The 22,547-nt window shown below is 61.8% G+C and carries 21 protein-coding genes; 7 read left to right on the top strand and 14 right to left on the bottom strand.

All coding sequences use genetic code 11. From position 1 onward, the window contains the following. Positions 1–4: 4 nt before the first annotated feature. Together K1X80_RS17380 and K1X80_RS17375 are read right to left on the bottom strand one after the other, a co-directional pair. Entirely contained in the window at positions 5–751 is a 747-nt protein-coding gene (locus tag K1X80_RS17380) for an anti-sigma factor (RefSeq protein ID WP_057960049.1), read from the bottom strand. Then, the gene (locus tag K1X80_RS17375) at positions 748–1,254 is read right to left on the bottom strand and encodes a sigma-70 family RNA polymerase sigma factor (protein ID WP_057441590.1); all 507 of its coding nucleotides are present in this window, start codon (positions 1,252–1,254) and stop codon (positions 748–750) included. Before K1X80_RS17375 ends, K1X80_RS17380 begins: the two co-directional genes overlap by 4 nt. A gap of 152 nt (positions 1,255–1,406) precedes the next feature. Between K1X80_RS17375 and K1X80_RS17370 the strand changes: the two genes are divergently transcribed. Both K1X80_RS17370 and K1X80_RS17365 read left to right on the top strand, forming a co-directional pair. After that, on the top strand, positions 1,407–2,489 hold the full coding sequence (locus K1X80_RS17370) for a catalase family peroxidase (protein ID WP_220172370.1): 1,083 nt from the start codon (positions 1,407–1,409) through the stop codon (positions 2,487–2,489). After that, a complete protein-coding gene (locus K1X80_RS17365; protein ID WP_169990346.1) occupies positions 2,486–3,022 on the top strand; it encodes a cytochrome b in 537 nt (178 codons plus the stop codon). Before K1X80_RS17370 ends, K1X80_RS17365 begins: the two co-directional genes overlap by 4 nt. Here the strand turns inward: K1X80_RS17365 and K1X80_RS17360 are convergent. Continuing rightward, complete coding sequence (locus K1X80_RS17360; protein ID WP_120733501.1) at positions 2,920–4,185, bottom strand: MFS transporter; 1,266 nt, start codon at positions 4,183–4,185, stop codon at positions 2,920–2,922. The two genes, K1X80_RS17365 and K1X80_RS17360, sit on opposite strands and share 103 nt — an antisense overlap. Before the next feature lie 97 nt (positions 4,186–4,282). Between K1X80_RS17360 and K1X80_RS17355 the strand changes: the two genes are divergently transcribed. Further along, on the top strand, positions 4,283–4,744 hold the full coding sequence (locus K1X80_RS17355) for a helix-turn-helix domain-containing protein (protein WP_057960045.1): 462 nt from the start codon (positions 4,283–4,285) through the stop codon (positions 4,742–4,744). A gap of 20 nt (positions 4,745–4,764) precedes the next feature. On the opposite strand, the gene K1X80_RS17350 is transcribed toward K1X80_RS17355, so the two are convergent. After that, on the bottom strand, positions 4,765–5,916 hold the full coding sequence (locus tag K1X80_RS17350) for a M14-type cytosolic carboxypeptidase (protein ID WP_120733500.1): 1,152 nt from the start codon (positions 5,914–5,916) through the stop codon (positions 4,765–4,767). Positions 5,917–6,395: 479 nt separating this feature from the next. Further along, positions 6,396–6,740 (bottom strand): DUF6124 family protein, encoded by a 345-nt coding sequence (locus K1X80_RS17345; protein WP_057960043.1) that lies wholly within the window; start codon positions 6,738–6,740, stop codon positions 6,396–6,398. 129 nt (positions 6,741–6,869) lie between these two features. Here K1X80_RS17345 and K1X80_RS17340 point away from each other — a divergent pair, with 129 nt between their 5' ends. Beyond that, positions 6,870–7,517 (top strand): LexA family transcriptional regulator, encoded by a 648-nt coding sequence (locus K1X80_RS17340; protein ID WP_057441591.1) that lies wholly within the window; start codon positions 6,870–6,872, stop codon positions 7,515–7,517. Here the strand turns inward: K1X80_RS17340 and K1X80_RS17335 are convergent. Genes K1X80_RS17335 through K1X80_RS17320 form a run of 4 tightly spaced genes read right to left on the bottom strand, consistent with a single transcriptional unit; the run spans position 7,514 to position 13,066 of the window. Continuing rightward, positions 7,514–9,466, bottom strand: a complete 1,953-nt coding sequence (locus K1X80_RS17335) for an acetyl/propionyl/methylcrotonyl-CoA carboxylase subunit alpha (protein ID WP_220172369.1) — start codon at positions 9,464–9,466, stop codon at positions 7,514–7,516. The genes K1X80_RS17340 and K1X80_RS17335 overlap by 4 nt on opposite strands. Then, on the bottom strand, positions 9,463–10,269 hold the full coding sequence (locus K1X80_RS17330) for a gamma-carboxygeranoyl-CoA hydratase (RefSeq protein WP_120733498.1): 807 nt from the start codon (positions 10,267–10,269) through the stop codon (positions 9,463–9,465). Before K1X80_RS17330 ends, K1X80_RS17335 begins: the two co-directional genes overlap by 4 nt. Before the next feature lie 14 nt (positions 10,270–10,283). After that, positions 10,284–11,891, bottom strand: coding sequence for a carboxyl transferase domain-containing protein (locus K1X80_RS17325; RefSeq protein WP_057960040.1), 1,608 nt, complete (start codon positions 11,889–11,891; stop codon positions 10,284–10,286). 11 nt (positions 11,892–11,902) lie between these two features. Then, a complete protein-coding gene (locus K1X80_RS17320) occupies positions 11,903–13,066 on the bottom strand; it encodes an isovaleryl-CoA dehydrogenase (protein WP_057441554.1) in 1,164 nt (387 codons plus the stop codon). A gap of 171 nt (positions 13,067–13,237) precedes the next feature. On the opposite strand from K1X80_RS17320, the gene K1X80_RS17315 reads away from it, so the two are divergent. Then, entirely contained in the window at positions 13,238–14,920 is a 1,683-nt protein-coding gene (locus K1X80_RS17315) for an AMP-binding protein (protein WP_115128492.1), read from the top strand. A gap of 624 nt (positions 14,921–15,544) precedes the next feature. Here K1X80_RS17315 and K1X80_RS17310 read toward each other — a convergent pair. From K1X80_RS17310 to K1X80_RS17300, 3 genes are all read right to left on the bottom strand, one after another. Continuing rightward, entirely contained in the window at positions 15,545–16,444 is a 900-nt protein-coding gene (locus tag K1X80_RS17310; protein ID WP_220172368.1) for a hydroxymethylglutaryl-CoA lyase, read from the bottom strand. Positions 16,445–16,457: 13 nt separating this feature from the next. Then, positions 16,458–16,859, bottom strand: coding sequence for a MerR family DNA-binding transcriptional regulator (locus K1X80_RS17305; RefSeq protein ID WP_057960037.1), 402 nt, complete (start codon positions 16,857–16,859; stop codon positions 16,458–16,460). A gap of 70 nt (positions 16,860–16,929) precedes the next feature. Next, positions 16,930–17,859 carry a LysR family transcriptional regulator gene (locus K1X80_RS17300; RefSeq protein WP_057960036.1) on the bottom strand — a complete coding sequence of 310 codons (930 nt, stop codon included), beginning with the start codon at positions 17,857–17,859 and terminating at the stop codon, positions 16,930–16,932. A gap of 151 nt (positions 17,860–18,010) precedes the next feature. Between K1X80_RS17300 and K1X80_RS17295 the strand changes: the two genes are divergently transcribed. Continuing rightward, positions 18,011–19,240, top strand: coding sequence for an acyl-CoA dehydrogenase (locus K1X80_RS17295; protein WP_029298342.1), 1,230 nt, complete (start codon positions 18,011–18,013; stop codon positions 19,238–19,240). A 115-nt stretch (positions 19,241–19,355) separates the two neighbouring features. On the opposite strand, the gene K1X80_RS17290 is transcribed toward K1X80_RS17295, so the two are convergent. Next, a complete protein-coding gene (locus K1X80_RS17290) occupies positions 19,356–20,696 on the bottom strand; it encodes a phosphate ABC transporter substrate-binding/OmpA family protein (protein ID WP_057441570.1) in 1,341 nt (446 codons plus the stop codon). Between the two features lie 198 nt (positions 20,697–20,894). Further along, on the bottom strand, positions 20,895–21,707 hold the full coding sequence (gene xthA / locus K1X80_RS17285) for an exodeoxyribonuclease III (RefSeq protein ID WP_057441571.1): 813 nt from the start codon (positions 21,705–21,707) through the stop codon (positions 20,895–20,897). A gap of 188 nt (positions 21,708–21,895) precedes the next feature. Between xthA and K1X80_RS17280 the strand changes: the two genes are divergently transcribed. Further along, a complete protein-coding gene (locus K1X80_RS17280) occupies positions 21,896–22,546 on the top strand; it encodes a GNAT family N-acetyltransferase (RefSeq protein WP_220172367.1) in 651 nt (216 codons plus the stop codon). The last annotated feature ends 1 nt before the right edge of the window (position 22,547 follow it).

Below are 22,547 nucleotides of genomic sequence, written 5' to 3'. Positions count from 1 at the left end.
CGTCCTAGAACCGGGTGGTCTGCTTGAGCAATGGGGTGGTCGGCTCGTCCTCCGGGCTGACCATCGCATAGTTGTAGCCGGGGCTGGACCAGTATTCGGCCTGCAGTCCATCGGCACTGCGGCTGCCCCGTGGCAGCAGGGTGTTTTGCGGGCCGGGCGGGCGAATATAAAAACTGATGCGCCGGCCCTGCGGGTTCTCGTAAAGCACCATCGCTGCCGCGCCCTGATCGGTGCTGAGCAGCCGTGCGCTGACCGGGCTGAAGCCGGCCTCGCTGAGGTCTGGCAGGCGATGGGCCTGGGCGAAGTAACGGTCGAGCCAGGCTTGCATATCGCCATTGCCCTGCACCTGGTAATCGGCGGGCATGATTGGGTTCTGGGCAAACAGGCGGTACGCCTGCATGGCGTCGGTCATCGGCAGTGCGCTGGCGACCAGGGTCGCCTGCCGCGCTTGCCAGCCACCCAGGCCGCCCAGGCCGACGGCGAGCACCAGCATGGCGGCAGTGGCCAGCTGGCGGCGCGACTGGTGCTTGAGACGCTGGCGAATCTGCGCCGGATCCAACTCGGGGTTGGCCGCTGGCGGCGCACCGATGGCCGTGCGCAGGTGCTGGGCATCCTGTTGCCAGGCGTGGACCTGGGCCGCGACCTCGGGGTGGGCGGCGAGCCAGATCTGCAGTTGGCGGCGATCCGGCTCGCTGAGCTGGTGATCGACGTACGCGTGCAGGTCGCGTTCGTTGGGGGGCAGGCTGATCATTTGAGTATCCGCAGGGAAGGGCGGGTGATGTCACCGTCGCTGAGCTGGCGCAAGGCCTGGCGGGCACGGGACAGGCGTGACATCACGGTGCCGATGGGCACGTCGAGGATATGGGCGACTTCCTTGTAGCTCAAGCCTTCCACCGAAACCCACAGCAGCAGGGCGCGTTGCTCGCTGCTCAACTGGTCGAAGGCTTGCAGGGTCGATTGGGCGATCACCGTACGTTCGACTGACGGTTGCGCGTCATCACGACCGGTGAAGAACTCCAGCATCCGCGCATAACGCCGCGAACGCCGGTGCGCGTCGAGGAACTGCCGATAGAGGATCGAGAACAGCCAGGCGCGTAAATCGCCGTCGACGCGCTTGTTGCGCCAACTGACGATGGCGCGCTCAAGCGTGGCCTGCACCAGGTCGTCGGCGCTGCTGGGGTTGCGTGTCAGGGATACGGCAAAGCGCCGTAGCCTGGGGAGGAGTTCACGCAATGAGTCGTCGAGTTCGTGCATGGCAATCTTGGTCACTGTGCTTGGACCAGGAAGACGTCCGGCCTTGGAGGTTATTCCAGGGATTGAAAAATAAACAGTGCGGGTGGGAATAGAGCGTGTCGACGCTCGTCCTGCTTCTCTCTCATCTGTGGCCGCTGGCCCTGGAGCACTGCATGCCAGATCAACCATCCCCCTCACGCCCGCCGCTGGGGCGCGCCAGCCTGATGCTGCGCCTGGCCGCTATCGGCGTGGTCGTCGGTGCCGCCGCCGGGGCGTTTGCCTACGTCAACGGCACACTCGACCCGCAGCGGTTGCGCCCCCAGACCCTGGTCAATGCCCTGGAAACCAATAACGGCGTGCACCCCGGCTACCGGCGCAACCATTCCAAGGGTGTATGCGTGGCGGGCTATTTCGAGAGCAGTCCTGCGGCGCGTGCCTATTCCCGTGCGCAGGTATTCAGCGAGGCCCGCACCCCGGTGATCGGCCGTTTTGCCTTGCCCAGCGGCAACCCCTATGCCCCGGACAGCAGCGTACCGATCCGCAGCCTGGCCGTGCAGTTCAACCAGGCCAACGGCCAGCAATGGCGCAGCGGGATGAACAGCATGCCAGTGTTCCCGGTGGGCACGCCCGAGGCGTTCTACCAGATGCTCAAGGCGGGGACTCCCGACCCGGCGACCGGCAAGCCCAACCCGGCCAGTATGCCGGCGTTTTTTGCCAGCCATCCGGAGACGGCGCCGTTCCTGGCCTGGGTCAAGACGGCCAGGCCATCAGCCAGCTATGCCACCGAGCGTTACAACGGCATCAATGCGTTTTACCTGGTGAATGCCGACGGGCAGCGCCAGGCCGTGCGCTGGGGGCTGGTGCCGATGAGCCAGGACGTCAGCGCAGCCGCTGCGCCGCCAGGGGCGGATTTCCTCCAGGCCGACCTGGAGCAACGATTGGCGGCCGGCCCCCTGCGCTGGCAGTTGCAGATCACCCTGGCCAACCCCTCAGACCCGGTGGATGACGCCAGCAAGGCCTGGTCTGGGGCGCACACGGTGCTGGATGCCGGCACCCTGATACTCGAGCGCAGTCAGCCGCAGTTGGACGGTGATTGCCGCGATATCAACTTTGACCCGCTGATCCTGCCCAGTGGTATCGAAGCCTCCAATGACCCGCTGCTGGCTGCACGTTCTGCTGCCTATGCCAGTTCCTACCTGCGCCGTACCGGCGAAGTCAGCCAGTTGCACAGCGCCTCTCAGGAGTCCCAGCCATGAAGACTCAACCACGTTTTTTCGCCCCGCTGGCGCGCCTGCTGCACTGGCTGATGGCGCTGATGGTCATTGCCATGCTGTTTATCGGTGCTGGCATGGTGGCCTCGGTGTCCCAACGCCATGCATGGTTGTTGCACCTGCACAAGCCATTGGGCATTGCGATTCTGCTGTTGGTGATCGTGCGCCTGGTGGTGCGCTTTGCTACCCGCCAGCCGCCGCTGCCTGCCGATTTGCCGGCGTGGCAGGTGTTGGCGGCCAAGGCGTCGCATCTGCTGCTGTATGGCTTGATGCTGGCGCTGCCGTTGTTGGGATGGGCGATGATTTCGGCGGCCGGTGACCCAGTGATGCTGAGCAGTTCTTTGCAGTTACCGGCGTGGGTGCCGGCCAACGCGCAGTTGTTTGCAATTCTGCGCAAGGCCCATGGGTATCTCGCCTATTTGCTGTTCCTCACGGTGTTGCTGCATTTGGCGGCGGCGTTGTTCCATGGCTGGATTCGCCGGGATGGCGTTTTGCAAAGCATGCTCGGCAAGGACTGAGCCCCGAGGGTTGCCCACCAGTATCCCAGGGCCAGTAGGTTGATGGCGGCGCCCAGGGCACAAACGCCGAGCCAGCCGGCCCAGGCGTACATCAGGGTGGCGCCGAGCGAGCCCAGGGCGCTGCCTGCCGAATAGAACAGCATGTAGCCGGCAGCCAGGCGGCTCTGGGCTTCGGGGCGCACGCTGTAGATCAGGCTTTGGCTGGTGACATGCACGGCTTGCAGGCCGAGGTCGAAGGCAATCACCCCAAGCAACAGTGCCCACAACGAAGACTGGGTCAAGGCGATGGGCAGCCAAGACACCAGCATCAGCGCCAGGGCCGCGCCGCTGGTCCACTGTGCCCAGCCTCGGTCAGCCAGGCGCCCGGCATGGGCCGCTCCCAGCGCGCCGGCGGCACCGGCAAGGCCGAACAGGCCGATCTGGGTGTGGGACAACGACAGCGGCGGGGCGCTCAAGGGCAATACCAAGGGCGTCCATAGCACCGTGCCCGCGGCAAAAATCAGCAAGGCCAGCACCGCGCGGTCGCGCAGCACTTTTTCCTCGCGCAACAGGCTGAACACCGAGCCGAGCAACTGGCGATAGGCGCCTGGTGCCCGGGGCTGCTCGGTAGCGGGCAAGACACGCCAGAGCAGCAGCGCCATCAGCAACGTCAAGCCAGCCGACAGCAGGTACACCGAGCGCCAGCCGGCCAGGTCCGCCATGAGCCCGGACACCGTGCGCGCCAGCAGCAGGCCAACCACGATGCCGCTGGTCACCAGGCCCACTACGTGCCCCCGTTGCTCGGGGCGCGCCAGGTTTGCGGCGTAGGCCACCAATACCTGGGCCACCACGGCGAGCAAGCCCGTCAGCAACAGGCCAGCCAGAAACCCCACGCTGCTGTTGGACAGGGCGACTAGCAATACCGCGCCGGTGGACAACAGTAACTGGCCGACGATCAAGTGCCGACGGTTGAGCAGATCACCCAACGGCACCAGCAGTAATAAACCGAGGCCATAGCCGACCTGGGTCAGGCTGATCACGATGCCGACGGTGGCGGGGTCCATGGCGAACGTCGTGGCCATGGCATCCAGCAGGGGTTGGGCGTAATAGACGTTTGCCACCGACAGGCCGCAGGCAATGGCGAACAGCAGCACCACGGCGCCGCTTAACGATGATTGGGGCATGCTGAGTTCTCATTGTGGTTGTTAAATAAAACCAGTTGTACGGTAGGTATTCTGGTTTTATATTGCAACTACATTTTTTGTCAGGCAGGCGTTACCCATGGTCAAACTCACCCGCTTTGAAAGTGCCGAATGCCCGGTGGCGCGCTCGCTGGAGGCGATTGGCGATGGCTGGGCGCTGTTGATCATTCGCGATGCATTCGACGGCATCCGCCGTTTTGGCGAGTTTCAGCGCAGCCTGGGTATGGCCAAGAATATTCTTTCGGCACGCTTGCGCAGCCTGGTCGGCCACGGGATTTTCGAGATTGTCCCGGCCTCGGATGGCAGTGCTTATCAGGAGTATGTGTTGACGGAAAAGGGCAGGGGGCTGTTTGCCGTGATCATTGGGTTGCGGCAATGGGGCGAGGGGTTTTTCTACGCCGAGGGCGAGGCCCATTCGGTGCTGTTGGACCGTGAGCACGGACAGCCGCTGCAGGCTTTGCACGTGCAGGCGGCAGATGGCCGGGTGCTTGGGCCGCTGGACTGCGTGCGGGTGGCGGCGCAGTCCGAGGCTGAGGGTTAACGACGCTTATTGGGGCAGGGTCAGCGCAGTACGTTGACCATGTCCGCCACGGTGCTCAGCACGTCCTTGCCCAGTTGCCGGGAGCGTTTGCCGGACCAGCCGGTGCGTGGGTCGGGCGCATCGTCGTTGTCCTTGAACGGCATTTCAAGGGTCAGGGACAGGCAATCGAATTTCTCGCCCACGCTGTTGCACGCCAAGGTCATATTGGCCTGGCCCGGCAAGTCGCGGGTGTAGCCATGGGTGGTCTGGAAGTCGCGGGTCAGTTCGCTCAAGTGGCTGCGAAAGTGTTTTTCCAGGGCCTCGATACGCGGGGTATAGCCGGGGTTGCCTTCACACCCTGCGGTGAACACATAGGGGATTTCTTCGTCGCCGTGGATATCCAGGAACAGGTCGACGCCGTATTTTTCCATTTGCTGCTGGACGAACAGCACTTCCGGGCTCTGTTCCTGGCTTGCGCTTTGCCAGGCGCGATTGAGGTCCTGGCCCATGGCGTTGGTGCGCAAGTGACCGTGGAACGCGCCATCCGGGTTCATGTTCGGCACCAGGTACAGGTCGGCGGATGCCAGGAGTTTTTTCAGTTCAGCATCACCTTCCTGCTGCAGGCGCTCGATGATGCCTTCCATAAACCACTCGGCCATATGCTCGCCCGGGTGCTGCTGCGCAATGATCCACACTTTGCGCTGCCCGGCGTCACCCTTGCCACGGCGTAGCAGGGGAATATCACGGCCTTCGACACTCTTGCCGGTGGCCAGCAATTGCGTACCGGCGCGGTTCAGTGCCTGCTCGATCAACCAGGCGTGACGCTCGCGACTGTAGGGTTCGAAGTAGGCGAGCCAGGCGTGTTTTTGCTCGGCCTGCAGTTCGATGTGCAAGGTTTCGCCATCAAAGCGTGTCGGCACCCGGAACCAATTGACGTGGTCGTAGGACGCCACGGCGTTGTAACCGCTCCAGGCATGTTTGTAGGAGGACTGGCCGGCGTTGCTCAGGCGAAAGGTATGGGTATGACCAATGTGCATGCCTTCGGCCTTGAAGTGGAACCATTGGAAGTGCTGGCTGCGGGTATCAGGTTTGATCGCCAGCAGTAACTGATGGGCATCGCTGGTGTCGAGCACCTGGATATTGCCACTGTCGAAGTCGGTGCTGATTTTGATGGAGGTCAAGGCCACGGTCATAGTCTGATTGCCTGAATATGAGAGTTGTGGCGGGCAGTTTACACAGACGCGGGGTAAAGTCTGGACGCAAATTATTGCGAAAAGGGAGGGGGCGTCATCCTTGACGCAGCCGCAGCTTAGAGTCTATGAGATTGATTCTCAAGTGCTATCTTGGAAAGAAGCGGGCCAGAGCGCTTGATCGGCTTTCTTTCGGTGATTGTCTTTTGCTACCATGCGCGCCATCGAGCAACACACAGTCTTCATTAGCCTGAAGCCACGCCAGAATAACTGGCAAAAAAAAGACCCGGCCAAAGAGCCGGGTCAAAAACCGTGATTAGCCTGATGAGGAGATATTCCAAGAGTCCGACCTAAGGTCTCTTGGCCTATCGACTGATCTCGCGACCAGCTGCTTGCAATAATAATCATTATCATTTGCAAGTCAAATGTTTTTATCCGTCTGATAGAAATATTTTTCCTTCTGTTCCTGCACGCCTATCTGGCTATGAGGCTTTGCCGCCTGCCAGTTGCAGTGGACGCTCCAGCATGGCCTTGGCCATATCAATCAAATACACCACTGAAAACGCCAGGTCTCGGGTGCCCCCCAGCTTGTTGTTCGCCAATTCATACGCGATGGCGGCGGCGCTGCGCAGCAGGTCCGAGGCATGCACCAGGGCTTCTTCGCTGCTGACATGGGGGTTGGCCTCGAAAAAGGCCACATCGTCCACTGGCTCCGTGTCCTCTTTCAAGTAGTAGTCCAGTGCGCGTCGGGCGGCTTCGCTGCCCTGCAAGAACTTTATTTCATCGTCATCAGGCGTGCCAGGCAGGTGATCCAGGGTAGTGGTCATGAGGTCGGTGCTCTGGGTGGGAAGGTGAACAGGTGGGGTTGATAATAATACGATCTGTATTTATGTCATTTGATTGATTACTACAAACTGTTTATTGTCGCCCTAAATTCATCCGGTATTGTGTGGCCCATGGATAAATGGATAGCGTTGGTCAAAGCCAACATGAAGGCCCGCAAGGTCACGCAGCATCAACTGGCCGCACGCTTGGGCATGTCCCAGGGCGGCATTGGCCACTGGCTCGGCAAGCGCCGGGTGCCCAGCCTCGCCGATATGAACCGGGTGCTCGAAGAGCTGGGCCTGGGCTATCTGGAGACGGTGCTGGTGATCCGCGAAAAAAGCGACGCCCCGGCGAACGACGATGCCGCGCCGGTCACTCAATACAATCCGTATTTTCGTTACCCTGTGACTGACTGGAAACACCCCTGCCAGGTGCACGAACAGCGGCCAGCCTATGGCGCCACGCGTTTTGAGGCGAGCGATTACGAGGCCGACGGCGAGGCGTTCTGGCTCCAGGTGAGCGGCGATGCGATGACCGCGCCCAGCGGGCCGAGTATTGCCGAAGGGATGATGATCCTGGTAGACCCGGCCCGCGAAGCCGAGCCCGGTACATTGGTGGTGGCCCAATGGGCCGGCAGCAGCCAGGCGACCTTTCGCAAGTTGATCGAGGAAAGCGGCCAGCGTTACCTGGTGCCGCTCAACCCGACCTACCCCAAAGCCCTGCTCACCGATGACTGCCGGATCATCGGCGTGGTGGTACAGGCCACGGTGAAGTTCTAGGCCTGGGCTTCCAGCTCCACCAAGGCGCTGCCTTCGCCGACCATTTCGCCTTCCTGGCAATACAGTGCCTTGATCACGCCTCCGTGGGGCGCGCGGATGCTGTGCTCCATCTTCATCGCTTCAAGCACCACCAGTTGCGCACCGGCCTCCACCGTCTGCCCGACTTCCACCAGCACCCGCACGATGCTGCCGTTCATGGGTGCGCTCAGGCCGCCCTGATGGGCTTGTCCGGCATCGACGGCGGCGATCGGGTCAAACAGCGTCACGCTGCGCATCTCACCTTGCCAGCGCAGGAACAGCGTCTGCCCATGGCGCACGGCCAAGTGCGAACGGCGGATGCCAGCATCCTCGATCAGCAATTGTTCGCCACGCAGTTGCGGCGCGGTGCTGGTTTGCAGTGTTACCAGGCGATCCTGGCCGTCACTGCTCAAATGCAGGGATGTTTCGGCAGGCAGGCCCGCACGAAAGCCCAGGGTTGCAGCCCACGGCGAGGCAGGATCGTCCTGCCGCAGCCGGGAGGCCTGGCTCTGCATGAAAGCATGACCGGCCGCCTGCCAGAACTCATCACTCAACGCACTGGCGGCAGGCAGCAGTTGCTCCTGATAACGCGGGATAAACCCGGTATCCAACTGCGCTGCGGCAAAGGCGGGATGGCCGATGATGCGCCGTAAGAAGCCCAGGTTGGTCTTCAAGCCGCCGACCGCAAACTCGTCGAGCATGCTCAACAGGCGCAGGCGCGCCTGTTCGCGGTCCTCGCCCCAGGCGATCAGTTTTCCAAGCATCGGGTCGTAGAAGGGCGAGACGTCGTCCCCTTGCTCGACGCCACTGTCCACCCGCCGTCCCGGGCCTGGCGCCGATTCGCGGTACAGCGCCAGATGCCCGGTGGCCGGCAAAAAGTCATTGGCCGGGTCTTCGGCATACAGCCGCACTTCAATCGCGTGGCCGCGCAACGGCACCTGCTCCTGGGTCATGGGCAGCGGCTCGCCTTGCGCCACGCGAATCTGCCAGGCCACCAGGTCCAGGCCGGTGATGGCCTCGGTCACCGGGTGTTCTACCTGCAAGCGAGTGTTCATTTCCATAAAGAAAAACTCACCGCGCGCATCCAGCAGAAACTCCACGGTGCCGGCGCCCACATAGCCAATCGCCTGTGCGGCACGCACCGCTGCCTCGCCCATGGCCTGGCGCAGGGCAGGGCTGAGGCCGGGTGCCGGTGCTTCTTCGACGACCTTTTGATGGCGACGCTGGATCGAGCAGTCGCGCTCATTGAGGTACAGGCAATGGCCGTGCTGGTCGGCAAACACCTGGATCTCCACGTGACGGGGCTTGATCAGGTACTTTTCCACCAGCATCTGCGCATTGCCAAACGACGACAGCGCCTCGCGCTGGGCCGAGGCCAGGGCTTCGGCCAGTTGGCTTTCGTCCTCGACCACTTTCATGCCCTTGCCGCCGCCGCCCGCCGTGGCCTTGAGCAGCACCGGGTAGCCAATGCGCGCGGCGGCCTGGCGGAAGGTTTCCAGATCCTGGCCGGCACCGTGGTAACCCGGCACCAGCGGCACGCCAGCGGTTTCCATCAATGCCTTGGCCGCCGACTTGCTGCCCATGGCATCAATGGCCGAGGCGGGCGGGCCAAGGAAAATCAGCCCGGCCTCTTCAATCGCTCGGGCAAAGCGTGGGTTTTCGGAAAGAAAACCATAGCCTGGATGAATCGCCTGGGCGCCGCTGGCCTTGGCCGCGGCGATCAGTTTGTCGATCTGCAGGTAGCTGTCGGCGGCCTTGCTGCCGCCCAGGTCCACCCGGATATCGGCTTCTCGGCTGTGGCGCGCATCGCGGTCCGTGGCGCTGTGCACGGCAACGGTGGTCATGCCGAGTGCCTTGGCCGTGCGCATGACCCGACAGGCGATTTCGCCCCGGTTGGCCACCAGTACGCAGGTAATCAACGGTGCACTCATGAACGCGGCTCCTGGGACTGCCAACTGGGCGCACGCTTTTGCAAAAATGCGCGCAAGCCTTCCTGGCCCTCGGCGCTGACGCGGATGCGCGAGATGGCGTTTTCGCAGTAACGGCGCAACGCCGGGGTCAGGGCGCCATTACCCACTTCGCGCAACAAATCCTTGCTGGCGCGCATGGCCGCCGGGCTGTTGAGCAGCAGGTTGGCGATCCATTGCTCGACGTGCTGATCCAGCGCATCCAGCGGGTAGCTTTGCGCCAATAGCCCGATGGCCTGGGCCTGCTGACCGTCGAAGCGTTCTGCGGTCAGGGCATAGCGGCGTGCCGCGCGCTCGCCAATCGCCTGCACCACAAACGGGCTGATGACCGCCGGCGCGAGGCCGATGCGTACTTCCGACAGGCAGAACTGCGCATCATCGGCGCCAATGGCCATGTCGCAGCAACTGATCAGGCCCAGGGCGCCGCCGTAGGCCGCGCCCTGGACCACCGCCAGTGTCGGGATCTTCAGCTTGGCCAGGTTGTACATCAACTCCGCCAATTCGCGGGCGTCGTCGAGGTTGGTGTGGTAATCCAGTTCGGCCGACTGTTGCATCCAGGCCAGGTCCGCGCCGGCGCTGAAATGCTTGCCGCGCCCGCGCACGACCAGAAAACGCAGCGCGGCATCGGCCTGGACCTGGTCCAGGGCAATGATCAGCTCGCGGATCATTTCGGCGTTGAACGCGTTGTTCTTCTCTTCCCGGCTCAACCACAGCGTGGCAAAGCCACGGGGGTCGTTGACCAGTTCAACAGTGTTGAAATCGCTCATGGGTGCAGCTCCAATTACATGCGGAACACGCCGAAGCGGCTCGGCTCGATGGGGGCATTCAGCGCGGCGGACAAGGCCAGGGCCAGCACGTCACGGGTCTGCAAAGGGTCGATGACGCCGTCATCCCACAGGCGGGCGCTGGAGTAGTAAGGGTGGCCCTGGGTTTCGTACTGGTCGAGGATCGGCTGCTTGATCTGCGCTTCGTCCTCGGCGCTGAACGCCTGGCCACTGCGCTCGGCCTGTTCGCGCTTGACCTGCACCAGCACGCCGGCGGCCTGTTCGGCGCCCATCACGCCAATGCGGGCGTTGGGCCACATCCACAAAAAGCGCGGGTCGTAGGCGCGCCCGCACATCCCATAGTTACCGGCACCAAAGCTGCCGCCGATGATCACTGTGAATTTCGGCACCTTGGCGCAGGCCACGGCCGTGACCAGCTTGGCGCCGTGCTTGGCGATGCCGCCGGCTTCGTATTTCTGCCCAACCATAAAGCCGGTGATGTTCTGCAAAAACAGCAGGGGAATCCCGCGCTGGCAGGCCAACTCGATAAAGTGCGCGCCTTTTTGTGCCGCTTCGGCGAAGAGGATCCCGTTGTTGGCGAGGATCGCGATGGGGTAGCCATGCAAATGGGCAAAGCCGCAGACCAGCGTGGTGCCGAACAGCGCCTTGAATTCATCGAAGACCGAGCCGTCCACCAGTCGCGCAATCACTTCGCGTACATCGAACGGTTGCTTGGCGTCGGCCGGGATCACCCCATACAGCTCTTCGCTGGCATACAACGGCGCGACCGGCGTGCGCTGTTGCAACTGCCCCTGTTTGCGCCAGTTGAGGTTGGCGATGCTGCGACGGGCCAGGGCCAGGGCATGTTCATCGCTGTCGGCGTAATGGTCGGCCACCCCGGAGATCTTGCAGTGCACATCGGCACCGCCAAGGTCTTCGGCGCTGACCACTTCACCGGTGGCGGCCTTCACCAGTGGCGGCCCGGCGAGGAAGATGGTGGCCTGCTGGCGCACCATGATCGCTTCATCGGCCATCGCCGGCACATAAGCGCCACCCGCCGTGCAGGAGCCCATCACCACGGCAATCTGCGGAATGCCCTGGGCGCTCATATTGGCTTGGTTGAAAAAAATCCGCCCAAAGTGTTCGCGGTCGGGGAACACCTCGTCCTGGCGCGGCAGGTTGGCGCCGCCGGAGTCCACCAGGTAAATGCAGGGCAGGCGGTTCTGTTCGGCGATGGTCTGGGCGCGCAGGTGTTTTTTCACGGTCAGCGGGTAGTAGGAACCGCCTTTTACCGTGGCATCGTTGGCGACGATCATGCATTCGACGCCTTCGACCCGGCCGATCCCGGCGATCACGCCCGCGGCCGGTACCTCTTCACCGTAGACCTGATACGCCGCCAGTTGGCTGAGTTCGAGGAACGCCGAGCCCGGGTCGAGCAGGCGGTTGATACGCTCGCGCGGCAGCAGCTTGCCACGGGAGGTATGACGCTCCTGGGCCTTGCTGCCGCCGCCTTGCTGGACCTGGGCGAGCAGGGTGTGCAAGGCATCGACCTGTTTGAGCATTGCCGCGCTGTTGCTGGCGAATTCCGCCGAGCGCGGGTTGAGTTGGGTGTGCAGGGTGGCCATGGTGCACTCCCTCAGCGGGTTTCGTTAAACAGTTCGCGACCAATCAACATGCGTCGGATCTCACTGGTGCCCGCGCCAATTTCATACAGCTTGGCATCACGTAACAGACGGCCTGCGGGGAATTCATTGATGTAGCCATTGCCGCCGAGAATCTGGATCGCATCGAGGGCCATCTGTGTTGCGCGTTCGGCGCTGTACAGAATCACCCCGGCGGCGTCCTTGCGCGTGGTTTCGCCGCGCTCGCAGGCCTGGGCCACCGCATAGAGGTAGGCGCGGCTGGCGTTGAGCTGGGTGTACATGTCGGCAACTTTGCCCTGGATCAGCTGGAATTCGCCGATGCTCTGCCCGAACTGCTTACGGTCGTGGATGTAGGGGACGATCAGGTCCATGCAGGCCTGCATGATCCCGGTAGGGCCGCCGGAGAGCACCACACGCTCGTAGTCCAGGCCGCTCATCAGCACTTTGACCCCGCCATTGAGCACGCCGAGGATGTTTTCTTCGGGCACTTCGACGTCATCGAAAAACAGCTCGCAGGTGTTGGAGCCGCGCATGCCCAGCTTGTCGAACTTGTTGCTGCGGCTGAAGCCCTTGGCGTCGCGCTCGACAATAAACGCGGTAATACCATGGGCGCCTTTTTCCAGGTCGGTCTTGGCGTAGATCACATAGGTGTGGGCATCAGGACCGTTGGTGATCCAGGTCTTGCTGCCGTTGAGCACATACACGCTGCCGCGTTTGTCGGCGCGCAGCTTCATCGACACCACATCGGAGCCCGCATTCGGTTCGCTCATGGCCAGGGCGCCAATGTGTTCGCCGCTGATCAGCTTGGGCAGGTACTTGAGTTTCTGTTCATGAGTGCCGTTGCGGTTGATCTGGTTGACGCACAGGTTGGAGTGCGCCCCGTAGGACAACGCCACCGAGGCCGAGCCGCGGCTGATTTCTTCCATGGCCACCACGTGGGCCAGGTAACCCAGACCGGCACCGCCGTATTCTTCCGGCACGGTGATGCCCAGCAGGCCCATGTCACCGAACTTGCGCCACATATCCACGGGGAACAGGTTGTCGATATCAATCTGCGCTGCCCGTGGCGCCAGCTCCTTGGCCACGAAGGCCTGCACCTGGTCGCGCAGCATGTCGATGGTTTCACCGAGGGCGAAATTCAGGGTCGGGTAACTCATGGAGGGGCACCTATAAACATTATTGTTGTGGGGCTGGCGACGCCATTGGGCGATCACCTTTACGTTAACGTAAACTTGCGTTGCATGACTGTCAATCGTAGCTTACGTTAACGTCAAGCTCGCGCCTGACCGGCGCACCGTCCACCTACAAAAAAGACAATAGGGGTCGTCATGGATCAACCGAATCAGAGCTACAGCCGTGGCCCACAGGACAAGGCCTTGCTGGCCATGACCATCGGCCAGGCATTTGACCGCACGGTGGCGCAGTACCCGGAGGGCGAGGCCCTGGTGGTGCGCCATCAGCAGCTGCGCTACACCTGGCGGCAGCTGGCCGGAGCCGTGGACCTGCATGCACGCGGGCTGCTGGCGCTGGGGTTGCAGGCCGGGGATCGCCTCGGCATCTGGGCGCCGAACTGTGCCGAGTGGTGCATCAGCCAGGTGGCCAGCGCCAAGCTCGGGGTGATTCTTGTCAACGTCAACCCGGCCTACCGCAGCAGCGAGCTGGAATACGTGCTCAAGCAGTCGGGTTGCCAGTGGTTGATCTGTGCCGGTTCGTTCAAGTCCTCCGACTACCACGGCATGCTGCAGGCGCTGGTGCCGGAACTGGCGGAGCAGGGCATTGGCCAGTTGCACTGTGATCTATTGCCGGAACTGCGCGGGGTGATCAGCCTGGATGCGCGACCGCCCTCGGGGTTCATGCCCTGGTCGCAATTGTCGGCCCTGGGGACGGGGACACCCCCGGAACAATTGCAGCACCGCGAGGCCAGCCTGCACTTCGATCAAGCCGTCAATATCCAGTACACCTCCGGCACCACGGGCTTCCCCAAGGGCGCCACCCTCAGTCACCACAACATCCTCAATAACGGTTACATGGTTGGCGAAAGCCTGGGCCTGACCGCGCAGGATCGCCTGGTGATCCCGGTGCCGCTCTATCATTGCTTTGGCATGGTCATGGGTAACCTGGGCTGCATCACCCATGGCACCACCATGATCTATCCCAATGACGGCTTCGACCCACTGCTGACCCTGACCGCCGTGGCCGAAGAGCGCGCCACCGGCCTGTACGGCGTACCCACGATGTTTATTGCGGTGCTCGATCATCCGCAACGCAGCACGTTCGATCTGTCGAGTCTGCGCACTGGGATCATGGCCGGCTCCACTTGCCCGATAGAGGTGATGCGCCGGGTCATCAGCGACTTGCATATGAGCGAGGTGCAGATTGCCTACGGCATGACCGAGACCAGTCCCGTTTCCCTGCAGACCGGCGCGGATGACGATCTGGAGCGGCGCGTGACCACGGTCGGGCGGACCCAGCCGCAACTGGAAAGCAAAATCATCGACGAGGCCGGTAACACCGTGCCGCGTGGGCAGATTGGCGAGTTGTGCACCCGAGGCTACAGCGTGATGCTCGGCTACTGGAACAACCCTGAAGGCACCCGCGAAGCCATCGACGACGCCGGCTGGATGCACACCGGCGACCTGGCGACCATGGATGAGCAGGGTTATGTGTGCATCGCCGGGCGCAACAAGGACATGATCATTCGCGGTGGCGAGAACGTGTACCCACGGGAGTTGGAGGAGTTCTTCTTCACCCACCCGGCGGTGGCGGATGTACAGATCATCGGCATTCCCGATGAGCGTTATGGCGAAGAGATCGTGGCCTGGATCAAGTTTCACCCCGGGCACGTGGCCAACGAGCTGGAACTGCAAACCTGGTGCAAGGGGCGCATTGCACACTTCAAGACGCCGAAGCATTTCCGCTTTGTCGAAGAGTTTCCGATGACTGTGACGGGGAAGATTCAGAAGTTTCGCATGCGTGAGATCACCATCGAGCAACTGCGTAGCGAAGACTGAGATCTGGCGCCGATCAAAAATGTGGGAGCGGGCAAGCCCGCTCCCACATTTGCCTTTGCATGTACCGCGCAATGGTTTTCACCCAGACAGCACAAAGGGGAGCCGAAGCTCCCCTTTAATTTGTTGTTACGTGCTCTTTTTTTATTATTGAGGGGCGGTCTATTGTTGTTTTTGGCAACCGTGGCCCTTTACCGCTGTTTTTGGCGACCCCCATCCGGGGTCAAGAGCAAACGTATTTTTTTGAGCGCTGATCTGCTTCTTCGCACGCGATCCAACCAGTGGGTAGCTACCTTGAGGTAGTTTTATTGTTCTCTGCCCGGTTGCGAGTGGCGGCTTGCGCCGTACCCTGCGAAGCACATCTTCTCCAAAAAAATCTGTTAGCTGCGTCTCTGCCGTGTTGTTTTTGTTATGTCAGAGTCGTTACGTCTTATTTTTATTAGGTTTGGTGCTTTTTATTCTTGTTATGCCATAGAGATAGCAGAAGCCGTGCCAACTTTTAAAAGCCCTTTAAAATCAATGGTTTGATTTTTTAGTAGGAAATTTACTTCAGGGAATGCGACAAAATATGTTCCCGTGTTACCCGATGTGTAGCCGCGAGGTAACACATCGGAGCAGGCGCGCTACTCAACGGGTGCTACGGGCCTTGGCCACGCGTGAGCCGGTGGGGCGGCCCAGGACCGTACAGATCTGCTGGCCCGCCACAATCAACTTGTCCATGTCGATACCGGTTTCGATGCCCAGGCCGTCGAGCAGGTACAGCACGTCCTCGGTGGCCACGTTACCGCTGGCGCCCTTGGCATAGGGGCAGCCGCCAAGGCCCGCGATAGAGCTGTCGAACACCTGGATACCCTCCAGCAGGCTGGCGTAGACATTGGCGATGGCCTGGCCGTAGGTGTCATGGAAGTGTCCGGCGAGCTTTGCCCGTGGCACGTCCTTGCCCACTACCTCGAACATGCGCCGCGTAGCGCCTGCGGTGCCGGTGCCGATGGTGTCGCCCAGGGACACTTCATAGCAGCCCATGGAATACAGCTCGCGGGCCACCGCAGCGACTTGCTCCGGGGCGACCTGACCTTCATAGGGGCAACCCAAGACACAGGACACATAGCCGCGCACACTCACGCCGTGCTGTTGTGCCGCCGCCATGATGGGCGCAAAGCGCTCCAGGCTCTCGCTGATGGAGCAGTTGATATTGCGCTGGGAAAACGCCTCGGACGCCGCTGCAAATACTGCGACCTCCTTGACCCCGGCCGCCAGCGCGTCCTCGAAGCCCCGCAGGTTAGGCGCCAACGCGCCATAGATCACGCCCGGCTTGCGCTGGATCTGCGCAAACACTTCGGCCGAGCCGGCCATCTGCGGTACCCACTTGGGCGAGACAAAACTGCCGACTTCGATATAGCCCAGGCCCGCCGCGCTGAGGGCGTCGACCAGTTGCACCTTGTCGGCCACGCTGATGGGCTGGGCTTCGTTTTGCAGACCGTCGCGCGGGCCGACTTCGATCAGGCGCACCTGAGAGGGGAGAGACATGGGATCTACCTTTTTATTGGGGTTGGCCGACCTGGCTCTGGATCGTCTGTTCCAGGGCCTGGGTGCAACGTTCTTCGGCGGTGTCCAGTTCCAGTTTCATCTGCTCGATGTCCAGCAACTGCTGTTCCAACTGCTCACGGCGTTCGCTGATTTTTGCCAGCATGCTGTGCAATTGCTTTTGATTGCCGCTGCTGGGGTCGTAGAGTTCGATCAGTTCGCGGCATTCGGCCAGGGAAAAACCGATGCGCTTGCCCCGCAGGATCAGCTTCAGGCTGACTTTGTCCCGGGGCGAATAGATACGCTCCTGGCCGCGGCGCTCGGGGCGCAGCAGGCCCTGTTCTTCATAGAAACGAATGGCCCGGGTGGTGATGTCCAACTCGCGGGCCAGGTCGGAGATGCTGTAGGTCGTGCTCATGGTGGCGCTCAAGGAGGGTCTTGGCGCTACGCTAATGGCTGCTTGACGTAAACGTCAAGCAAATCACCGCCTACGCGTTATCCAACTTCTTCTCACGCGCCGTAACCTGCTGGCACAACTCGATCATCTGCTCGCGCATCCAGCGGTTGGCGGGGTCCTGGTCGGTGCTTTCATGCCAGTACAGGTGGGTTTCCACCGGCGGCACATCATTGACCGGCAGGTTGAACGAGTGCAGCTCGTTACGCCGTGCAAAGCGCTCGGGCACGGTCATTACCATATCGGTCTGCTGCAACACCTGGGAAGCCATCAGGTAATGCTGGGAGCGCAGGGCGATCTTGCGCTGGATCCCCATTTTGCCGAGGGCCAGGTCGACGTGGCCCAGGCCATTGCGCCGGCTGGAAATATGGATATGGGTCAGCGACAGGTAGTCATCGAGGCTGAACTTTTCCTTGCCCGCCATCGGGTGGCCCTTGCGCATGGCACACACGTAGCGGTCTTCCATCAGCTTGACGTGGCGCACTTGCGGGTCGGTGTTGAGCGGCGCGTCCACTGCGAAATCCAGGCGTCCGGCGGCCAGTTCCTTGGTGGTTTCCCGACGTTTGGACAGGAAACTCTCAATGATCACCGTGGGCGCCAGGCGGCGCAGGCGCTGGAACAGTGGCGGCAGGATCACCGCTTCAGTGAGGTCGGTCATGCTGATGCGGTAGGTCTTGGCCGCTTGCAACGGGTTGAAGATCCGGCTCTCTTGCACCGACACCCGCAGCAACGACAGGGCATTGCGCACCGGGCCAATGATGTTCTGGGCCATGGGGGTCGGCACCATGCCCTGGGCGGTCCGCACGAAGAGCGGGTCGTTGAAGGTCTCGCGCAGGCGTGCCAGGGCGTTGGATACGGCCGGCTGGGTGATGCCCACGATCTGTCCGGCACGGGTCAGGTTGGCTTCGGTGTAGATCGCGTCAAAGACGATGAAAAGATTGAGGTCGACCTTGCTCAGATTCATTTCGTTGCGCTCTTCTTGTTAGGTTTTCATACGCCGATCATATATCGGTGATGAATGTTAATACACGCCGAGAATAGGCTAGGTAAATTATCAGCGCTGTTCTAGCATCGTTTGCATGACCTAAACAACCTCTCCAAGAAGGGAGCTGCTCATGGATTTTGCCTATTCGCCCAAGGTTCAGGAACTGCGTGAACGCGTCACCGCGTTTATGGATGCTTACGTTTACCCCGCCGAGCCGGTGTTTGAACGCCAGGTCAGCGAAGGTGACCGCTGGCAGCCCACTGCGATTATGGAAGAGCTCAAGGCCAAGGCTAAGGCTGAAGGCCTGTGGAACCTGTTCCTGCCGGAATCCGAACTGGGCGCTGGCCTGACCAACCTGGAATACGCGCCGCTCGCCGAAATCATGGGCCGCTCCCTGCTGGGGCCGGAGCCGTTCAATTGCTCGGCACCCGACACCGGCAATATGGAAGTGCTGGTGCGCTACGCCAACGAAGAGCAGAAACAACGCTGGCTGGAGCCGCTGCTGCGTGGCGAGATCCGCTCGGCGTTCGCCATGACCGAACCCGATGTGGCGTCTTCCGACGCCACCAACATGGCCGCCCGCGCCGAGCGCCAGGGTGACGAGTGGGTGATCAACGGTAAGAAGTGGTGGACCTCCGGCGCGTGTGACCCGCGCTGCAAGATCCTGATCTTCATGGGCCTGAGCAACCCGGATGCGCCGCGCCACCAGCAGCACTCGATGATCCTGGTACCGGTGGATGCGCCCGGGGTGAAAATCGTCCGGCCGCTGCCGGTGTTCGGCTACGACGACGCGCCCCATGGGCATGCCGAAGTCCTGTTTGACAACGTGCGTGTGCCGTACGAAAACGTCCTGCTGGGTGAAGGCCGCGGCTTTGAAATTGCCCAGGGGCGCCTTGGCCCGGGCCGTATCCATCACTGCATGCGCTCGATTGGCATGGCTGAACGGGCCCTGGAGTTGATGTGCAAGCGCTCGGTCAGCCGCACCGCCTTCGGCAAACCGCTGGCGCGCCTGGGTGGCAATATCGACAAAATCGCCGACTCGCGGATGGAAATCGACATGGCACGCCTGCTGACGTTAAAGGCTGCCTACATGATGGATACGGTCGGCAACAAAGTGGCGAAAAGTGAAATCGCCCAGATCAAGGTCGTGGCGCCGAATGTGGCCCTGAAGGTGATTGACCGGGCGATCCAGATCCATGGCGGTGCCGGGGTCTCCAATGACTTCCCGTTGGCCTACATGTACGCCATGCAACGCACCTTGCGCCTGGCCGACGGCCCGGATGAAGTGCACCGGGCGGCGATTGGCAAGTTCGAGATTGGCAAATATGTGCCTAAAGAACTGATGCGCAGCGGCCAGTAGGACTGAGTCGCCGGTATCTCGGGCAAGCCCGCCCCACATTGTGATCGCACGCGGTCAGTGTGGGACCGGGTTTGCCCGCGATTGCGGTGGGCCAATCCACACCCGTCTTCAGGTTTCAATAAACCCATACCTCCACCCGGCGATTCTTGATCCGCCCCTCATCCACGGTATTCGCCGCTACCGGCATCTCGGCGCCGAAGCCGCGAATATCGCGCAACACCACACCACTTTTGACCAACTCCCGGCGTACCGCCATTGCCCGCAGCTTGGACAGCAGGTCGGCGCGTTGCGGATCATCCTTGGCGTCACCAAACCCCACCAGCGTGACGCGCTTGTCCCGTTTATCGTGGCTATCTATATAAGCCACCACGCGGGCAAGGTCCTGGCGCGCCTTGTTGTCCAGGCTGGCGCTGCCTTCTTCGAAGCGAAAATTCACCGTCAGGCGCTGCGCCTCGCGGGCAATGGCCTGGTAGTCGGCTGGCATCGGCGCCCGTGGCTGCACGGTGATGGCCTGGACCTGCTGGGCGATAAAGCCATTGGCCGCCACGATGGCCTGGCCTTGGGCGCTCTGGGTAAAGTCCACCAGCGCTTCGGCCCAGGGATTGCTGTTGTTGGGCGGCAGATAGAAAAACAAGCGGCGCGACAGCGGGTAGTCTTCGGTGGCGATCAGGCTGCTCTGCGGCAACATGGCTTGGGAGTCGCCATCGCTGATGGCCACCGCCTTGGCCTGACGCACATAGGGCAGGCCGATAAAGCCAATCCCCTGAGGATCCTGGCTGACTGCATCGGACAATTGCTCGCTCGATTCAAAGCGCTGAGCCTTGCTGTCGAGGGTTTTGCCGCGACGGCTGAGCACCAGCTCCTTGAAGGTGTCGTAGGTGCCGGATTGATCATCGCGAGCATACAGGCGGATCTTCCCGCCGCTGCCGCCCAAGGCTTCCCAGGTGCTGATCTCGCCGCTGAAAATCCTCGCCAGTTGTTCGGTGGTCAACACCTGCAGCGGGTTGCGTGGGTGCAGGATGATTGCCAGGCCATCAATCGCGATCACCTGCTCGGCACCGGGGCTTTTCAGGTCACCCAGGGGCTCGAGGTCCACCAGTTCGCGGTCCTTGATCGGGCGTGACGCGGCCGCCAGGTCGGCCGCGGCCTGTTTCAGCGCGGCAAAGCCGGTGCTGGAACCATGGGCGGCGATCTCGACCAGTACCCGCTTGCCTTGGGGGCTGGTGCCGACGAGGCGCTCTTCGTTGGGGCGGGCGGGTGTTTCGCTGTGTACAGCCTTGAGACCCTGTTGCTCCAGCAAACCCCTGACCAGCGCCGGGCCCAACGCCGCGCCAATGGTGTTGGAACCCTGGATGCGCAAGGCCGGGCCGTGTTCGGGAAAGGGCAGGGGCGTTGCAGAAACTGTAAGAGGAAAAACGCTGCAAAGTGTCAGCAGGTACAGAACGCGCAGCATCATGCCGGCACCTTCTCAAGCCAAAGGACGTGCGGGCAGATTAAGTCAGTAAGGTTGCCAAAATATGACTGATACCCAGCCGGTCCAAATGTGGGAGCAGGCTTGCCTGCGAAGGCGGTGTGTCAGTCAACATATCTATCGACTGCCCCAGCGCCATCGCAGGCAAGCCAGCTCCTACATTTTATGGTGTGGCCGCAAAGATCAGCTCAGTTCCAGCCAGATCGGCGCATGGTCCGAGGGTTTTTCCAGGCCGCGCAACTCATAGTCCACACCCGCATCCTTGACACGTGGCAACAGGCCGTTGGAGGCCATGATCAGGTCGATCCGCAGGCCACGCTTGGGTTCGTCTTCAAAGCCGCGGCTGCGGTAATCGAACCAGCTGAAGCGATCCGCCACGTCCGGGTTGAGGTGACGGAAGCTGTCGGTCAGGCCCCAGTTCTTCAGGCGCGCCATCCACTCGCGTTCTTCCGGCAGGAAGCTGCATTTGCCGGTCTTCAGCCAGCGCTTGGCATTGTCGGCACCGATGCCGATGTCGCAATCCTCGGGGGAAATATTCACGTCGCCCATCACCACCAATGCCTGGTCATTGCTGAACTGGCTCTCCAGCAGGTGTTGCAGATCTTCGTAAAAGCGCTGCTTGGCCGGGAACTTGGTCGGGTGGTCGCGGCTTTCGCCCTGTGGGAAGTAGCCATTCATGATGGTGATCGGGTTGCCGTGTTCATCGGCGAAGGTGCCCCAGATAAAGCGGCGCTGGGCATCCTCTTCGTCGCTGGCAAAACCCTTGTGCAGGGCCAGCGGTTCCTGGCGCGAGAGCAGGGCGACGCCGTAGTGGCCTTTCTGCCCGTGGTAGTACACGTGATAGCCCAGGGCCTGGACTTCGGCCAGCGGGAACTGCTCGTCGTGGACTTTGGTTTCCTGCAGGCCGATCACGTCGGGTTGATGTTTGTCGATCAGGGCCGCCAGCTGATGAGGCCGGGCGCGCAGCCCGTTGATATTAAAAGAGACGATTTTCATGGTCGGCAGTCCAGTCTGGCAAAAGGGCGATGCTAGCCGACAAGTCGGACGGGGGCCAGCGTGGCGGTAGGACTGATGCGCTGCTAATGTCTCTCAGGGAGCCAATGGCAGGGAACGACTCCGTTGCCCCGGGCTCGTAACAATAAGAGCGCGACCTTTTTGAGTGGCGCCCAGGGGAGATACGACTGATGCCCGACACCTCGACCGCCGTTGCCCAGGTGCACCTGCTCGATAGCGGCTATTCCCGCGAAGCGCGCTCGCTGCTGTACCACGCCTATCGGCATGAGCCGACCTTTGCCTACCTGTTCGAAGCTGAACGCTCAGGGTACGAGCAGCGGGTCCGCGCGACGGTGCGCGAGCTGGTCAAGCAACACTTTCTCCAGGAACTGCCGGCCATCGGCCTGTTGGTCAATGACCGCCTGATCGGCATCGCCCTGATTGCCCCGCCGCAACGGCGCCTGGGCATCACGGAAAGCTGGGCCTGGCAATTGCGCATGTGGCTGAGCACCGGTTTCAGGTGCACCCGGCGCTACCTCGAATACCATCAGGCGGTGCTGGCGTGCCTGCCATCGGAGTCGGTGCATGTGCTGCCGCTGCTGGGGGTCCACCCGCAATTCCAGCGCAAGCATTACGGCGAACAACTGCTGGAAGCCGTGCATAACTGGTGCGCCGAAGACCCGCATTCACAAGGGGTGGTGCTGGATACCGGCAATCCGCTGTACCTGGAGTTCTACAAACGCCAGGGCTATGCCGAAGTGGCAGAGGTGGCTGTAGGACCCATTCTGGAACATGTGTTTTTTCACCCGAATCCCCAGGTGTTACAACCTGCAACGCCTTAAC

Origin of the sequence: Pseudomonas sp. So3.2b (genome assembly GCF_019464415.1) — a bacterium.
Lineage (GTDB): Bacteria > Pseudomonadota > Gammaproteobacteria > Pseudomonadales > Pseudomonadaceae > Aquipseudomonas > Aquipseudomonas shahriarae.
Note: the sequence above shows the minus strand (reverse complement) of the source record. Positions and strands in the feature narration are given on the sequence as shown.

Excerpts from the sequence above, each read along its gene's own strand:
- K1X80_RS17295 (WP_029298342.1), top strand. The coding sequence starts at position 18,011 with ATGGATTTTGCCTATTCGCCCAAGGTTCAGGAACTGCGTGAACGCGTC.
- K1X80_RS17340 (WP_057441591.1), top strand. The coding sequence starts at position 6,870 with ATGGATAAATGGATAGCGTTGGTCAAAGCCAACATGAAGGCCCGCAAG.
- K1X80_RS17330 (WP_120733498.1), bottom strand. The coding sequence starts at position 10,269 with ATGAGCGATTTCAACACTGTTGAACTGGTCAACGACCCCCGTGGCTTT.
- K1X80_RS17370 (WP_220172370.1), top strand. The coding sequence starts at position 1,407 with ATGCCAGATCAACCATCCCCCTCACGCCCGCCGCTGGGGCGCGCCAGC.
- K1X80_RS17375 (WP_057441590.1), bottom strand. The coding sequence starts at position 1,254 with ATGCACGAACTCGACGACTCATTGCGTGAACTCCTCCCCAGGCTACGG.
- K1X80_RS17280 (WP_220172367.1), top strand. The coding sequence starts at position 21,896 with ATGCCCGACACCTCGACCGCCGTTGCCCAGGTGCACCTGCTCGATAGC.
- K1X80_RS17325 (WP_057960040.1), bottom strand. The coding sequence starts at position 11,891 with ATGGCCACCCTGCACACCCAACTCAACCCGCGCTCGGCGGAATTCGCC.
- K1X80_RS17300 (WP_057960036.1), bottom strand. The coding sequence starts at position 17,859 with ATGAATCTGAGCAAGGTCGACCTCAATCTTTTCATCGTCTTTGACGCG.
- K1X80_RS17320 (WP_057441554.1), bottom strand. The coding sequence starts at position 13,066 with ATGAGTTACCCGACCCTGAATTTCGCCCTCGGTGAAACCATCGACATG.
- K1X80_RS17380 (WP_057960049.1), bottom strand. The coding sequence starts at position 751 with ATGATCAGCCTGCCCCCCAACGAACGCGACCTGCACGCGTACGTCGAT.
- K1X80_RS17305 (WP_057960037.1), bottom strand. The coding sequence starts at position 16,859 with ATGAGCACGACCTACAGCATCTCCGACCTGGCCCGCGAGTTGGACATC.
- K1X80_RS17315 (WP_115128492.1), top strand. The coding sequence starts at position 13,238 with ATGGATCAACCGAATCAGAGCTACAGCCGTGGCCCACAGGACAAGGCC.
- K1X80_RS17345 (WP_057960043.1), bottom strand. The coding sequence starts at position 6,740 with ATGACCACTACCCTGGATCACCTGCCTGGCACGCCTGATGACGATGAA.
- K1X80_RS17355 (WP_057960045.1), top strand. The coding sequence starts at position 4,283 with ATGGTCAAACTCACCCGCTTTGAAAGTGCCGAATGCCCGGTGGCGCGC.
- K1X80_RS17365 (WP_169990346.1), top strand. The coding sequence starts at position 2,486 with ATGAAGACTCAACCACGTTTTTTCGCCCCGCTGGCGCGCCTGCTGCAC.
- xthA (WP_057441571.1), bottom strand. The coding sequence starts at position 21,707 with ATGAAAATCGTCTCTTTTAATATCAACGGGCTGCGCGCCCGGCCTCAT.
- K1X80_RS17290 (WP_057441570.1), bottom strand. The coding sequence starts at position 20,696 with ATGATGCTGCGCGTTCTGTACCTGCTGACACTTTGCAGCGTTTTTCCT.
- K1X80_RS17335 (WP_220172369.1), bottom strand. The coding sequence starts at position 9,466 with ATGAGTGCACCGTTGATTACCTGCGTACTGGTGGCCAACCGGGGCGAA.
- K1X80_RS17350 (WP_120733500.1), bottom strand. The coding sequence starts at position 5,916 with ATGACCGTGGCCTTGACCTCCATCAAAATCAGCACCGACTTCGACAGT.
- K1X80_RS17310 (WP_220172368.1), bottom strand. The coding sequence starts at position 16,444 with ATGTCTCTCCCCTCTCAGGTGCGCCTGATCGAAGTCGGCCCGCGCGAC.
- K1X80_RS17360 (WP_120733501.1), bottom strand. The coding sequence starts at position 4,185 with ATGCCCCAATCATCGTTAAGCGGCGCCGTGGTGCTGCTGTTCGCCATT.